Raw genomic sequence first — 14,043 nt, forward strand, 5'->3', positions numbered from 1 at the left:
TCCCGGGCGGCGCGGTCCGGTCCGGGCCCGTGGCGCGGGTGCCGGCCGCCGTGCCGGGCGCACCGCGCCGGTCATGACGCCTCCGTGCGGTCCGCGGCCATTCCGGCCGCGTCCAGCAGGGCGGTGCCCACGATCAGGTCGGCGCCGCCGAACTCCGGGTCGTCGAGCTGTGTGCCGTCGTCGACGGAGAACAGCAGTCGCTGCTCTCCCTGCCGGTAGGCGGTGCCGACCGGCGGGCTCGCGGCGTGCACCGCGAGCAGGGCGACCAGGTAGGGCAGTTCGGGATCGCGGCGCCGGGCGTCGGCGAGGAGTCCGGAGAGCCGCCTCGGGGCATCGTGTTCCAGGTCGAGGAGGTCCATGGCGCTCGCGAGCTGTTCCTCGCTGAACCTGCTGTCGTCGGGGGTGGCGATCAGATCGGGCTCGGGCATCTCGGCGCCCAGGTGTTCCCGCTCCAGGGGCGGGGTGAGCAGCATGTCGACGAGGTCGCCCACCCGTACCGAGGTGGGGGTGCGCAGTCCGGTGCCGTGGGCGAAGAAGGCGTCGGTGACGCGGATCGCCTGCTCGACGGGGAGCGGCAGCAGCGGGGCGACCAGCTGGCCGTACAGGTCGAGGCCGGTGCGGGCCGTGGGGGTGGCGAACGCCTGCCGGTCCTGTTCGGCGCGGAACAGCGGTCCGGCTTCCAGCAGGCGGGACTGCAGCTGGGTGTGGCGGCGGATGCAGTCCTTGACGATGTCGACGAGCTCGGCGGCGCGGCGTTTGTGCTCGGGCTCCTCCGCCTCGTCGCGCGCCTTGCGGATGTTGGTGAGGATCGCGTTCTCGTGGCGGTAGCGGTCGGCGACGTGATCCAGCGCTTCGGCGATCATGTCGGGCACCGCGTTGAGCCAGTCGACGGCGCGGACGTTGCGCCGGGTGGCCTCCAGCGTCTTGCGGAGGGTTTCCGCGTACTGCACGGTGCGGTAGCGGGCCTGCTCGGCGGCGAGCTGCGCGTCCGCGAGGCGGCCCCGGCTGATGAGGACCTCCAGCTTCACCTCGGCGGCGATCTGGGCGCTGGTGACGTCCGTGTCGAGGGCGCCCACCAGGACGTTGACCGCTTCGTCGGTGGCCCGGAGGTAGACGGTGCCGCCGTATCCCGGGACCTCTTCGATCAGCTTGAAGTCGTAGTCCCGGCGGACGTACACCCCGTCGGGGCCGAAAGTGCCGTACACCGCGCGGAATCCGCGGTCCACGCTGCCGACGTTGATGAGGTTCTCCAGCACCCAGCGCGCGACCCGTTCGTGCTCGGCCACGGGGCGGCGGGGGGCCTGAGCGGCGACGCGGGGAAGCAGCCTGGCCACTATCTGGTCGTGGTCGGCACCCGTGTCGAAGTCCATGTTGAGGGTGACGAGGTCGATCGCGGCGAGGGCGACCTCGGCCATCGCGTAGACCGTGTACTCACCGGCCAGATTCGCCTTGCGGACATCGAGGTCGTGCAGCGGCGCCGTGCAGGCGAGCGCGCGCAGCCGCCGCGAGAGCCCCTCGTCGGCGGCCGGGCCCGGGGCGGGCCGCGGTCCCGCGCTGAGCTGGGGCGCAGCGTTGTCCGTGTAGGCAGGCGAAGTCACGCTGCACAGATTAGGTCCTCACACTGACAACGGTCGAAACGGCGCAGAAGCGACCCCTTGCCGGGGGCCGGTCGACGGCAGCCTCACAGCCGTTCGCCGGTAGGTCACGTACGGTCGTCGCGGTCCGGTTCCGGGGTTCCGTAGCCCCCGCCGCCCGGTGTGCGGAGCACGAATACGTCTCCCGGCTCCAGCTCGGCCGTGTCGCAGCCGCGCAGTGGTGTGGCCGCCCGGTCGTCCGGGTGCTCGATGAGCTGGTCGCCCGGTGCGCCGGGTCCGCCGCCCGCCATGCCGTACGGCCTGACCCGGCGGTGGCCGGAGAGCAGTGCCACGGTGACGGGTTCCAGGAAGCGGATCCGCCGCTCCACGCCGCAGCCGCCGTGCCAGCGCCCGCTGCCGCCGCTGCCCTCGCGTACCCGGAAGCTCTCCAGCAGGACTGGGTAGCGCCATTCGAGGACCTCGGGGTCGGTGAGGCGGGAGTTGGTCATATGGGTCTGCACGGCGTCGGCGCCGTCGAAGCCGTCGCCGGCGCCTGAGCCGCTCGCCACGGTCTCGTAGTACTGGACCCGTTCGTTGCCGAAGGTGAGGTTGTTCATGGTGCCCGAGCCCTCGGCCTGGATGCCGAGGGCCGCGTACAGGGCGCCGGTGACGGCCTGGGACGTCTCCACGTTTCCCGCGACGGTGGCCGCCGGGTGGACGGGGGCCAGCATGGAGCCTTCCGGGATCCGGACCTCCAGGGGCTTGAGGCAGCCGCTGTTGAGGGGGATGTCGTCGGTGACCAGGGTCCGGAAGACGTACAGCACAGCCGCCATGACCACGGACTTCGGCGCGTTGAAGTTGCCCGGTTGCTGGGGTGAGGTGCCGGTGAAGTCGACGACCGCGGTGCGGGCGGCCCGGTCCACGGTGAGGGCCACCTCGATGACCGCGCCGTTGTCGGTCTCGTAGCGGTAGGCACCGTCGTGGAGTTCGGCGATGATCCGGCGGACGGACTCCTCGGCGTTGTCCTGCACGTGCCCCATGTACGCGGCGACGACGTCGGGCCCGAACTGCTCGACCATGCGGCGCAGTTCGGCGATGCCCTTTTCGTTGGCGGCGATCTGGGCGCGCAGGTCGGCGAGGTTGGCCTCCGGGTCGCGGGAGGGGTACCGGGCGGTGGTGAGCAGCTCGCGCGTCTCGTCCTCGCGGAGCCTGCCGTCGCGTACCAGCAGCCAGTTGTCGAACAGCACCCCTTCCTCGTGGATGGTGCGGCTGAAGGCGGGCATGGAGCCGGGGGTGATGCCGCCGATCTCGGCGTGGTGTCCGCGTGAGGCCACGAGGAAGCGCAGCTCCGGCCGCTCGCCGTCGGTCTCGTCGAACACCGGCGTCACCACGGTGACGTCGGGCAGGTGGGTCCCCCCGTGGTACGGATCGTTGATGGCGTACGCATCGCCGGGACGCATCGCGCCGCCGTTGCGCCGCAGCACCTCCTTGATGGACTCCCCCATCGAGCCGAGGTGGACGGGAATGTGCGGGGCGTTGGCGATCAGATTGCCGTCGGCGTCGAAGAGCGCGCAGGAGAAGTCGAGCCGCTCCTTGATGTTGACGGAGTGGGCCGTGTTCTCCAGACGCACTCCCATCTGCTCGGCGATCGACATGAAGAGGTTGTTGAAGACCTCCAGCATGACGGGGTCGACCCGGGTGCCGACGGCCGTGCGGTCCGGGCGCGGGCGGACCCTGGTGAGCAGCAGATGGCCGGTGCCGTCGAGAGCGGCCTGCCAGCCCGGGTCGACGACGGTGGTGGCATCCGCCTCGGCGATCACGGCGGGGCCGGTCACGGTGTCCGCGGGACGGAGTTCCTCGCGGCGGTGGAGCGGGGTGTCCTGCCATCGGCCGTCGGCGAACATCCGCACGGTGTCGCGCGGTCGGGGCTTCGTGCCCGCGCGGGGCGTGGAGTCGGCTGGGGGTGGCTCGTGCCGACCGGCCGTTCCGGTCGCCTCGACCGAGACCGCCTCGACGACCAGGGGTTTGTCCATGGTGAACGCGTAGCGCGCCCGGTGCTCGGCGGTGAACGCCGCGGCCATGGCGGGTGCGGTGTCCAGGCCGACGGGCAGGCTCGAATCCGTACCGGCATAGCGGAGCAGCACGCGGGCACGGGTGCTGATCGCGCTGTCGGGGACGGCGTCGGCGCGCAGTTCGGCGCGGGTCCGGGCGGCCAGTTCGTCGCAGAGTTCGCCCACCGCGGTCCGGGTCGCCTCGTTCAGTTGCGCCTCCACCGACTGTTCGCGCATCGCGGTGGCGTCGGCGAGGCCGATGCCGTACGCGGACAGCACGCCCGCCAGCGGCGGTACGAGGACCGTGTCGATGCCCAGGGAGTCGGCGACGGCGCAGACGTGCTGACCACCGGCGCCGCCGAAGCCGGTCAGGGCGTAGCGGGTGATGTCGTGCCCGCGCTGCACGGAGATCTTCTTGACCGCGTTCGCCATGTTGAGCACGGCGATCTCCAGGAACCCGGCGGCGGTCTCAGCGGCCGTGCGCCGGGTTCCGGTGGCGCGCGCCACGTCCTCGGCGAGCGCGTCGAAGCGTTCGCGGACCAGGTCCGCGTCGAGCGGGAGGTCGCCGTCAGGTCCGAAGACGGCCGGGAAGTGCGCGGGCTGGATCCGGCCCAGCATCACGTTGGCGTCGGTGACGGTCAGTGGGCCGCCGCGGCGGTAGCAGGCCGGGCCGGGGATCGCGCCCGCCGAGTCGGGGCCGACCCGGTAGCGCCGGCCGTCGAAGTGCAGGACGGAGCCGCCGCCGGCCGCGACGGTGTGGATGCTCATCATCGGCGCGCGCATCCTCACACCGGCGACCTGGGTGCCGAGTTCGCGCTCGAACTCGCCCGCGTAGTGGGACACATCGGTGGACGTTCCGCCCATGTCGAAGCCGATGACCCGGCCGAATCCGGCCTGTTCGGAGGTGCGGGCCATGCCGACCACGCCCCCGGCGGGGCCGGAGAGCACCGCGTCCTTGCCCCGGAAGTGGGAGGCTTCACGCAGCCCGCCGTTGGACTGCATGAACATCAGCCGGATGCCGTCGAGTTCAGCGGCGACCTCCTCGACGTACCGGCGCAGGATCGGCGAGAGGTAGGCGTCGACGACGGTGGTGTCGCCGCGCGGTACGAGCTTGATCAGGGGGCTCACCTCGTGCGAGCAGCTGACCTGTGTGAAGCCCGCCTCGCGGGCCGCGTCGGCCACGGCGCTCTCGTGGCCGGGGTGGCGGTAGCCGTGCATCAGGACGACGGCCGCGCTGCGCAGTCCGTCGGCGCGGGCGGCCCTCAGCCGCTCGGTGACCGCGTCCCGGTCCAGTGGTGTGACGACCCGGCCGCGGGCGTCGATCCGCTCGGGGACCTCGATCACCCGCTCGTAGACGGCCTCGGGCAGCAGGATGCGGCGGTCGAAGAGCCGCGGCCGGTTCTGGTACGCGATGCGCAGGGCGTCCCGGAAGCCTTCCGTGATGACCAGGACGGTCGGCTCGCCGCGCCGCTCCAGCAGGGCGTTGGTGGCGACCGTCGTGCCGATCCGCACGGCGGCGACCCGGTCGGCGGGGACCGGGTCGGTGGGGCCGAGGCCGAGCAGCGCGCGGATTCCGGCCACGGCTGCGTCTCGGTAGCGGTCCGGGTCGTGGGAGAGCAGCTTGCGGGTGACCAGGTGGCCGCCGGGATCCCGGCCCACGACATCGGTGAACGTCCCGCCTCGGTCGATCCAGAACTCCCAGCGTCCGGTCATCCCTCCATACTGCCCCGTGGTGCGGACAACGACCCGGACGGCGCGACCCACTGCGCTTGTACGGTGGCCAGCGCGCTCCGCAGGGCCTCCTCGGTCCGTCGGTCGAGGCGTGCGCCGGTGCCGCACGCCTGGTGCCGCAGCTCCGCTCCGGCCAGGTACAGCAGTTGGGGCAGCAGATCGGTGCTTCGGCGGGCCGGCCAGCGCGGTGCGCAGCCCTCCGGACGACGGGGTGATGAAGTTCGCCAGCCGGACGATGACCATCCGCTGTCCGCGGCCGTTCATGCCGCCACCGCAGAACGTCTCGTACGGTCCTGTGTGCACGAACATGTCCAGCGAGGCGAAGACCCGGGCGAGGTCGTCGCCGGTCCTGCGGCCGAGGAAGACCGCGCCGGGCAGGGCGGTCCGCAGCGCCGGCTCACTGGGGCCGTCCCCGACGACCACGACCCGGACCCCGGGGATCGCGCAGGCCCCGGTGAGGAGTTCGACGTGCTTCTCCGGGGCGAGCCGCCCGACGTATCCGACGATCCGCTCCCCGCCGGGCGCGAGCCGGCGGCGCAGTGACTCGTCCCGCAGGGCGGGCCGGAACCGTGCGGTGTCGACGCCTCGTGGCCACAGCCGCACCCGGGGCACGCCGTGATCGGTGAGGTCGCGCAGGGCGGCGGTGGACGGGGCGAGGGTGCGGTCGGCGGCGCTGTGCACAGCGCACATCCGGCGCCAGGCGGTGTTCTCGCCGGTACCGAGGTACGTGCGCGCGTAGCCGGCCAGATCGGTCTGGTAGACGGCCACGGCCGGCAGCCCGAGTCTGGCGGCGGCTGCCATGCCCCGTGCGCCGAGCACGAACGGTCCGGCGAGATGGACGAGTTCGGCGCGGTGGGCGGTGAGGGCGGCGGTCAGCCGCCGGCTCGGAAGCGCGACCCGGACCTGGGGATAGCCGGGCAGCGGGAGGGAGGGGACGCGCACCACGGGGCAGGGGGCGTCGGCTTCGAAGGTGTCGGAGGGGTCCGGACGGGACGTGGTCGTCGCGCCGGCCGTGGCCGGGGCGATGACGAGCGGTTCATGGCCGCGGTCGGCGAGATGCCGGGCCGTCTGCAGGGTGCAGTGGGCCACGCCGTTGACATCGGGCGGGAAGGATTCGGTGACGATGACGACACGCATATCCGTGTTGTCGCCACGCCGGGCGTGACCGGGCCGACTTGGATCTTTCCGCCCGGGGAACGTCCCGTGAGCGTTTGGGCCGGGGCGCGTGGCGCCGCCCGCCCGTTCACGCCGCGCGCCCCCGACGCGCGTCGCTGTACCGCTCGGTCAGGCCGCCGGGGTGTCGGGCCCGATCCGGCTGCGTACCGCCGTCTGCACCTCGGCCTCCTCGGCCGGGTCGGCGGCGAGGCGGCGGAGTCGCTCGGCGACCCTGATGTCTCCGGTCTCCGCGTGGAGTGCGGCGACCTCGCGGGTGGTCTCCTCGCAGTCCCACAGGCACTCGACGGCGAATCCGGTGGCGAAGGAGGGATCGGTGGCGGCCAGTGCACGGGCCGCCCGGCCGCGCAGATGGGATGAGGACGTCTCCCGGTAGACGTGCCGCAGTACGGGAGCGGCGCAGACGATGCCCAGCCGCCCCGCGCCGTCGACGAGGGTCCACAGGCGTGGCGCGTCCGGTCCCTCGCCCCGTACGGCCTCGCGGAGTGCGCCGAGGACCAGTGGGGCGTCCTGGGCGCCGCCCCGGCAGGCGAGCACACCGGCCGCGGAGGCGCCGAGCGCGTCGGGCCGTCTGGCCCAGCGCCGGGCGCGGTCCACCGCCGCGTCACCGCACATCCGCTCGAAGGCGGCGACGGACGCGTCGGCGACGGTGCGCGAGGCGCTGACCGCTGCGGTCTCGATCAGGTCGAGCACGGCCGGGTCCCTGGCCTCCGCCAGGTAGTGCAAAGCAGCACAGCGTGCGCCGTCGGGGCCGCTGCGGGCGGCCTCGACGATCGTGGGCCGGTCCTCGGGGCCCGCGACGGCGGTGAGGCAGCGGGCGGCCGGCACATGGAGGGTGCTGCCGCGTTCGAGTCCCTGCTCGGCCCAGTCGAAGACGGCCTGGACGCTCCAGCCCGGACGGGGGCCGCCGGGCCGCATCTGGCGCTGCCAGCGGTCGAACGAGCCCTGTTCCGAGGCGGCTCTGACCCTGGCGCCGACCACGTCGCGCGGGTCGTCCGCCCAGAGCCGCCAGGGGCGGGGTTCGTAGGCGTCCCGTACGGCGGCGGCCAGCTCGGCGGCGCCCTCCTCGGTGGCCGGGAACCGGCCGAGCACGGGTACGGCGAGGGCGCGGAGTCCCGCGTCGTCGTCGCGCAGGGCGAGCTCGTCGAGGGCCCAGGCCCAGTTGGCGCCGGTCGCGGCATACCGCCGCAGCAGGGCCAGGGCGTCGCCGCGTCCGTACGAGGCGAGGTGACCGAGCACGGCGAGGGCCAGCCCGGTGCGTGAGTCGTCGGTGTCGAGGTGGTCGTCGGGATCGCACAGGTGCCGCTCGATCTCTTCGATGCCGCCGTCGAGGTCGAGATACAGGCGTGCGTAGTAGAGGGAGCGGTTCTCCACCTGCCAGTCGTGACGCGGATCGCTCAGGACGCAGTGGTTGAGAGCCGCCAGGGCCTCTGGGCGTGGTGCGGCGAGCGCGTGGAGCGTGCCGTCGCCACGGCCCCTCTGCAGCAGGCCGAGCAGGGTGCCGCTCGGCGCTATGAACGGATCAAACATGGAAAAAGCCTCACATCAAGCTGTCGACGCAACCGGGACTGTGCAGTTCCAAGTGCCGGGTGGGCACTACGCCGCGCAGCAACATGATCGGCCGACCGCCGTCTTCTGCTTGGTGTAGACCATCTTCCTCTGCCTCTCGTCGGTGGCCCGGAACCGGGCCCGCGACGTCATGATGACCCAGCCATTTCGCCACCGCGACCACATTTACGGCGTACCCGGTCAGCGGGAGCCGAAGAGTTCCAGCAGGTCGGCCTTGCCGAACATGCGCGCCGTGTCCAGGGCGGAGGGCGTTCCGGCGGCCGGATCGGCCCCGGCGGAGAGCAGTGCCTCGATCACCGCGTCCTCGCCCTTGAAAACGGCCCCGGCGAGCGGCGTCTGCCCGCGGTCGTTGGCCCGGTCCGGGTCGGCGCCCCGGGCCACAAGGACCGTGACGGCGGCGGCGTGGCCATGGTAGGCGGCGAGCATCAGCAGCGAATCGCCCCGGTCGTTGGTGAGGTTCGCGGGGACACCCGCGTCGACGTACGCGGCGAGCGCGTCGGTCTCACCGCGGCGAGCGAGGTCGAAGACCTTCGTCGCCAGCTCGACCACCTCGGGATCGGGGGTTTCGCTCATCGGACGGACCGCCTTCCATGCAACCGGTTTCACCACTGTCGACCTGCCGGGGCGTACGCCGTGGGGGCCGTACGAGTGAATCGACAGGGTACTGCTCGAGCGGGCACATGACCCGGCCCACCCGTGGCAAAGGATCACGAATGGTGCGGCGGAACAGTACGCGACACCGAATGTTCCGCCCCACCGGGATCATCCGGTCGGCCATTCAAGTGAAAATAATGACTTTTCACCCAAATGCAGCTTTTGTCGTATGGATACTTCCGGTGAACCTGGAAGGGCTCATGGTGACTGTCCCCCCAACCAGGAGAACCACTCATGATCCTGTCCATGTCAGGCGTCGTCATCCTCGGCATCATCGTCTTCCTGTTCTTCAGGAAGGACGGCCTCAAGGCCTCTCACGCCCTCGTCACTGCCCTGTTCGGCTTCTATCTGGCAGGCACCGCCATCGCACCGAGCATCACCGCGGGCGGCGCGAGTCTCGCCGGCCTCCTGGGCGGGATCAAGTTCTGACCCTCCGCGACCGCTCCCACCCCTTCAGGAGACCGACGTGGCCCGGCGACCACTCCCCCGCATTCTGAGCAGCGGCAGCGCCTCGATCACTCGCAGTCGCGAGTTCGCGCGCACGGCCGCCGACAACGCCACGGACGTCCTCCATCCGCTGATCACGATCACCCGTGGTCTGCGGCTGCTGGCCGGAGCCGGACGGCAGAAGTGGGCCGCGACGCCCAAGGACAAGCGTGGCCCCACGCTGTTCCTCGTCGCGGCCTGCGTACTCGCGTTCGCGCTCATGCCGTACGGGGGCCTTATCGCCCTCGTCACGATGATGGGCGCCGCCGCCTGGGCGGGGCGGGAGCGGACCCCGGTGAAGACCGGTCCCGACGAGGCGGAGACCGCGCGGCTGCGGTCCCTGTACGAGGCGCTCGTGCCGTACTTCTCCGTGGCCGACGACCCCGGTCCGCTGTTCTCCCACGGGGGCGACTGGGAGAAGGCCTTCAGCGGTTACGAGTTCGACGCCGACGGGCGGCTGACACGTCTTCAGGTGACCTATCCCGCCTACTTCGCCGACAGCGAGGCCGCCTCCCGTGCCCGGATCGAGCGGCTGCTGCACGCCAAGTCCGGCCGCGGCCGCGAGTACCACTTCGCCTGGGACGAGGAGGGCAACCAGCTCGTCATGAGCGTCCTCGGCGCCCTGCCCACCTCGATCGGCGCCCAGCGTTTCGTCACCGCGCCCGGCGAGACCGTACTCGGCTTCACCGACGGCGACGCGGTGCAGCGCACGGTCCCGGTGCACGACGGCGACGCCACCCGCGACGCCCCTCCGGTCGTCTGGCGGACCGGCGCCCGCTCCACCGAGCCGCATCTGCTGGTGATCGGGCAACCCGGGAGCGGCACCACGACCCTGATGCGTTCCATCGCCCTGCAGGCGCTCCAGCACGGCGACATCCTGATCGTCGAGGGCAGCGGAACCGGTGAGTACGCCTGCCTGACCGGGCGCGACGGCGTACTGGCCGTGGAGTGCGGACTGGCCGGCGCGCTGGCGACCCTGGAGTGGGCGGCCCACGAGACGGAGCGGCGGCTGATCGCCGCGAATCGCGCCCGGCAGTCCGGCCACCCCGCGCCCGAGGACACCAAGCGCCCGCTCTGGATCCTGCTGGACCGGCCCGGCGTCCTCGGGCACCTGGCCGCCGCCGACGGCAGGCCCGATCCGCAGGAGCTGCTCCAGGTGCCGCTGCGGCACGGCAGGGCGGCCAACGTCACCGTGGTCCTGACCGATCAGTTCGACAGCCTGGACACCCTCGGCGAGGCCGTACGGACGCACTGCAGGGCCCGCGTCGTCCTCGGCCACTGCTCCCGCGAGCAGGTGGAGTCGGTACTCGGTACCGAGCCGCACACCACCCCGACACCCGATGTCCCGCCCGGCCGTGGATACGCGAGGCTCGGCACCGGCCCCGTGCTCCGGCTCCAGGTCCCGGCCACGCCCGATCCGTACGACGAAGCGACCGGCGAGGCCCAGCGGCAGGCGGTCCTCGGGCTGCTCCCCGGGCGGCAGGCACCGGCCGAGGCGCCCGCGCCGGCCGAAACGGGCGTCCCGGAGCCGGTGGCGGCGCGCACCGTGGCCGTGGCCGCCGAGGGCATGGCGGTCACCGACTGAACGGAGCTGTTCACAGGGGTGCGGGGTGACCGGCCGGTCACCCCGCACCCCTGTGGTCCGGCCGGGCGAGGAATCAGGCGACGAACGTCCGCGGCGTCTCGACCCCCGCGCCCGCCCCCGAGCCGACCAGCTGCGCCGCTGCCGCGAGCCGTACCGCCGCCTCGTCCGCGACCGGGCCCGCGACCGTGAACGGCAGCCGTACGTACCCCTCGAAGGCGCCGTCGACCCCGAACCGGGGCCCGGACGGAACGCGTACACCGACCCGCTCCCCGGCCACCGCCAGCCGGGAGCCGGAGAGGCCGCCGGTCCGCACCCAGAGCGTCAGGCCGCCGAGTGGAACCGAGAACTCCCAGTCGGGCAGCTCCCGGCGGACCGCGGCGACGAGCGCGTCCCGGTTCTCCCGGGCCTGTTCGCGCCGGACCTGCACGGCCTCCTCCCAGCCGCCGGTACGCATCAGCCAGTTCACGGCGAGCTGTTCGAGGACGGGCGTGCCCATGTCGGCGTAGGCACGGGCGGCCACCAGGCTGCGGATCACATCCGGCGCGGCGCGCACCCAGCCGATCCGCATGCCCGCCCAGAAGGCCTTGCTCGCCGATCCGACCGTGATCACGGTGGAGCCCGCCGGGTCGAAGGCGCAGACCCGGCGCGGCATCTGCACATCGGCGTCGAGGCAGAGTTCGTTCATGGTCTCGTCGACGACCAGGACCGTACCGGCGGAGCGGGCCGCGTCCACCAGGTCACGCCGCTGGTCCTCGCCGGCCAGCGCTCCGGTGGGATTGTGGAAGTCGGCGACGACATAGGCGAGCCGCGGCGCCGCGTCCCGCAGCACCTGCCGCCACCGGTTCATGTCCCAGCCGCCGAGCCCCTCCTCCATCGCCACCGGCACCAGCCGGGCGCCCGCCTCCCGCATCAGCTGCAGGATGTTGGCATAGCTCGGGGACTCCACCGCGATCCGTTCGCCGCGGCCCGCGAAGAGGTGGCAGATCGCGTCGATCGCACCCATCGCACCGGTGGTGACCATGATCTGTTCGGGCATGGTCGGGATGCCGCGCCCGGTGTAGCGGTCGGCAATCATCTGCCGCAGCGCGGGCAGCCCTGCCGGGTAGTCGCCGTGGGTATGGGCGTACGGCGCGAGCTCCTCGATGGCGCCATGGACCGCCCGGGTCAGCCACGGCTCGGGGGCGGGCAGTGAGGCGCAGCCCAGATCGATCATCGAGCCGAGGGACTCCGGGGGCAGCGGTTCCAGACCGCGTGCGGGCAGCGGGTTCCCGGCGGGCACGGCGGTCCAGCTGCCGGCTCCCCGGCGGGATTCCAGGAACCCCTCGGTCCGCAGCGCCTCGTACGCGGCGGCGACGGTGGTGCGGCTGACGGAGAAGGCGAGCGCCAGTTCGCGTTCGGCGGGGAGCCTGGCGGCGACGGGCACCCGGCCTTCGAGGACGAGCAGACGGATCCCGTCGGCCAGCGCGCGATAGGCGGGCGGCCTGCGGGCGCCCGGTCCGGCGGGCCGGGGCTGTTGGGCCCGGAGCTGCCGGGCAAGCTGCGCCGCACCCACTGCCGAAGTCCACTGAGCCATGGAAATCAGTCCACCTTCCTCGGATTGGCCATAGTTGGCAGCCAATCCCCTGCCACAGAGTGACATGCGGCAGTCCACTACCACCACACCAGGGGGCACCCCTTGTCCATCACAGCCGTCCCTCGCGGGGCGCACCTCACCCGACGGCTGATCCAGCTGTACGTCGGTCTCGCGCTGTACGGGGCGAGTGCGGCGCTCCTGGTCCGCGCCGGTCTGGGGCTCGAACCCTGGGGCGTGCTGCATCAGGGACTCGCCGAGCGCACCGGCCTGTCCATCGGGGTCGTCTCGATCATCGTCGGCGCCGCCGTCCTGCTGCTGTGGATCCCGATCAGGCAGCGTCCGGGCCTGGGCACCGTCTCCAATGTCTTCGCCGTCGGCATCGCGATGGACGGCACGCTGGCGCTCGTACCCGACGTGCACGGTCTCGCCGCGCAGATAGCCGTGCTGGTCGCGGGGGTCGTGGTCAACGGCATCGCCACCGGGCTGTACATCGCGGCGCGGTTCGGCCCGGGACCCCGCGACGGGCTCATGACCGGACTGCATCTGCGCACCGGGCGCTCCATCCGGCTGGTGCGGACGCTGATCGAGGTGGCGGTCGTGGCGACCGGCTTCCTGCTCGGCGGCACCCTTGGCGCGGGCACGGTCGTGTACGCCCTGGCCATCGGTCCGCTCGCCCAGTTCTTCCTGCGCTTCTTCGCGGTCGGCGGGAAGCCGGCCGAGGAGACCGGGGCCGGCGAGGAGACCGGGGCCGGCGGGGGCGCCATCGAGGAGGGCGCCGTCGCATCCGCGCCGGAGAACGGCGACGCCACCGTCACCGCCCGGACACCGGAGCAGGCCATACTTCCGCAGTGACCTCAGTACGCCACCCCTATCTGGACCATCCCGCGACGATCCCCTTCGCCCATCGAGGCGGTGCGGCGGACGGGGTCGAGAACACCACGGCCGCGTTCCGCCGGGCCGCCGACGCCGGGTACCGGTACTTCGAGACCGATGTGCACACCACGTCGGACGGCCGTCTGGTGGCCTTCCACGACGCCACCCTGGACCGAGTGACGGACGCCAACGGCCGGATTGCCGAGCTGCCGTGGAGTGAGGTGCGGCAGGCCAGGGTGGCCGGCCGGGAGCCGCTGCCGCTCTTCGAGGAGCTGCTGGAGACGTTCCCCGGGGCCCGCTGGAACGTCGACATCAAGGCCGGCTCCGCGCTGGTCCCGCTGGTCGAACTGATCCGCCGCACAGATGCCTGGGACCGGGTCTGCATCGGCTCGTTCTCGGAGGCCCGGGTGGCCAGGGCGCACCGGCTGGCGGGCCCCCGGCTCGCCACCTCCTACGGCGTCCGGGGCGTGCTGGGCCTGCGGCTGCGCTCGTACGGAATACCGGCGGCGCTGCGGGCGGGCGCGGTGTGCGCACAGGTGCCGGAGAGCCAGAACGGCGTCCGGGTGGTCGACCACCGCTTCGTGCGCGAGGCGCACGCGCGCGGACTCCAGGTGCACGTCTGGACCGTGAACGAACCCGAACGGATGGCAGCGCTCCTCGACCTCGGCGTGGATGGCATCATGACCGATCACATCGAGACGCTGCGCACGGTGCTGAGCGAGCGGGGGGCCTGGGCCTGACGCCCGGCCGTGCGACGTCTTCACGGGGAGAGAC

Annotated in this window: 9 protein-coding genes and 1 pseudogene; 4 read left to right on the plus strand and 6 right to left on the minus strand. The window is 72.5% G+C overall.

The features are described from left to right. Nucleotides 1–71: 71 nt before the first annotated feature. The 5 genes and pseudogenes from OG978_RS07605 to OG978_RS07625 all read right to left on the minus strand — a co-directional run bounded on the left by OG978_RS07605 (nt 72) and on the right by OG978_RS07625 (nt 8,671). Nucleotides 72–1,598: a hypothetical protein gene (locus OG978_RS07605; RefSeq protein WP_326764461.1), complete on the minus strand. Its 1,527-nt coding sequence runs from the start codon at nt 1,596–1,598 to the stop codon at nt 72–74. 104 nt (nt 1,599–1,702) lie between these two features. Further along, the gene (locus OG978_RS07610) at nt 1,703–5,338 is read right to left on the minus strand and encodes a hydantoinase B/oxoprolinase family protein (RefSeq protein ID WP_326769962.1); all 3,636 of its coding nucleotides are present in this window, start codon (nt 5,336–5,338) and stop codon (nt 1,703–1,705) included. 303 nt (nt 5,339–5,641) lie between these two features. Continuing rightward, nucleotides 5,642–6,493, minus strand: a pseudogene (locus OG978_RS07615) (glycosyltransferase); the annotation flags it as partial. A gap of 147 nt (nt 6,494–6,640) precedes the next feature. Then, nucleotides 6,641–8,059, minus strand: coding sequence for a HEAT repeat domain-containing protein (locus tag OG978_RS07620; RefSeq protein WP_326764462.1), 1,419 nt, complete (start codon nt 8,057–8,059; stop codon nt 6,641–6,643). A 219-nt stretch (nt 8,060–8,278) separates the two neighbouring features. After that, nucleotides 8,279–8,671: an ankyrin repeat domain-containing protein gene (locus tag OG978_RS07625; protein WP_326764463.1), complete on the minus strand. Its 393-nt coding sequence runs from the start codon at nt 8,669–8,671 to the stop codon at nt 8,279–8,281. 315 nt (nt 8,672–8,986) lie between these two features. Between OG978_RS07625 and OG978_RS07630 the strand changes: the two genes are divergently transcribed. Both OG978_RS07630 and OG978_RS07635 read left to right on the plus strand, forming a co-directional pair. Beyond that, complete coding sequence (locus OG978_RS07630) at nt 8,987–9,181, plus strand: hypothetical protein (RefSeq protein WP_018103962.1); 195 nt, start codon at nt 8,987–8,989, stop codon at nt 9,179–9,181. A gap of 37 nt (nt 9,182–9,218) precedes the next feature. Next, entirely contained in the window at nt 9,219–10,823 is a 1,605-nt protein-coding gene (locus tag OG978_RS07635) for a hypothetical protein (RefSeq protein ID WP_326764464.1), read from the plus strand. Nucleotides 10,824–10,896: 73 nt separating this feature from the next. Here the strand turns inward: OG978_RS07635 and OG978_RS07640 are convergent, their stop codons facing one another. Beyond that, nucleotides 10,897–12,396, minus strand: a complete 1,500-nt coding sequence (locus tag OG978_RS07640; RefSeq protein ID WP_326764465.1) for an SCO1417 family MocR-like transcription factor — start codon at nt 12,394–12,396, stop codon at nt 10,897–10,899. Nucleotides 12,397–12,498: 102 nt separating this feature from the next. On the opposite strand from OG978_RS07640, the gene yczE reads away from it, so the two are divergent. Then, complete coding sequence (yczE, locus tag OG978_RS07645) at nt 12,499–13,248, plus strand: membrane protein YczE (protein ID WP_326764466.1); 750 nt, start codon at nt 12,499–12,501, stop codon at nt 13,246–13,248. Next, nucleotides 13,245–14,009, plus strand: coding sequence for a glycerophosphodiester phosphodiesterase (locus tag OG978_RS07650; protein ID WP_326764467.1), 765 nt, complete (start codon nt 13,245–13,247; stop codon nt 14,007–14,009). Before yczE ends, OG978_RS07650 begins: the two co-directional genes overlap by 4 nt. Nucleotides 14,010–14,043 lie beyond the last annotated feature (34 nt).

The sequence above is a fragment of the Streptomyces sp. NBC_01591 genome, assembly GCF_035918155.1.
Lineage (GTDB): Bacteria > Actinomycetota > Actinomycetes > Streptomycetales > Streptomycetaceae > Streptomyces.

What these genes read in the sequence shown, in the direction of transcription:
- OG978_RS07610 (WP_326769962.1), bottom strand. Translation starts at nt 5,338, where the DNA reads ATGACCGGACGCTGGGAGTTCTGGATCGACCGAGGCGGGACGTTCACC.
- OG978_RS07620 (WP_326764462.1), bottom strand. Translation starts at nt 8,059, where the DNA reads ATGTTTGATCCGTTCATAGCGCCGAGCGGCACCCTGCTCGGCCTGCTG.
- OG978_RS07625 (WP_326764463.1), bottom strand. Translation starts at nt 8,671, where the DNA reads ATGAGCGAAACCCCCGATCCCGAGGTGGTCGAGCTGGCGACGAAGGTC.
- OG978_RS07630 (WP_018103962.1), top strand. Translation starts at nt 8,987, where the DNA reads ATGATCCTGTCCATGTCAGGCGTCGTCATCCTCGGCATCATCGTCTTC.
- OG978_RS07640 (WP_326764465.1), bottom strand. Translation starts at nt 12,396, where the DNA reads ATGGCTCAGTGGACTTCGGCAGTGGGTGCGGCGCAGCTTGCCCGGCAG.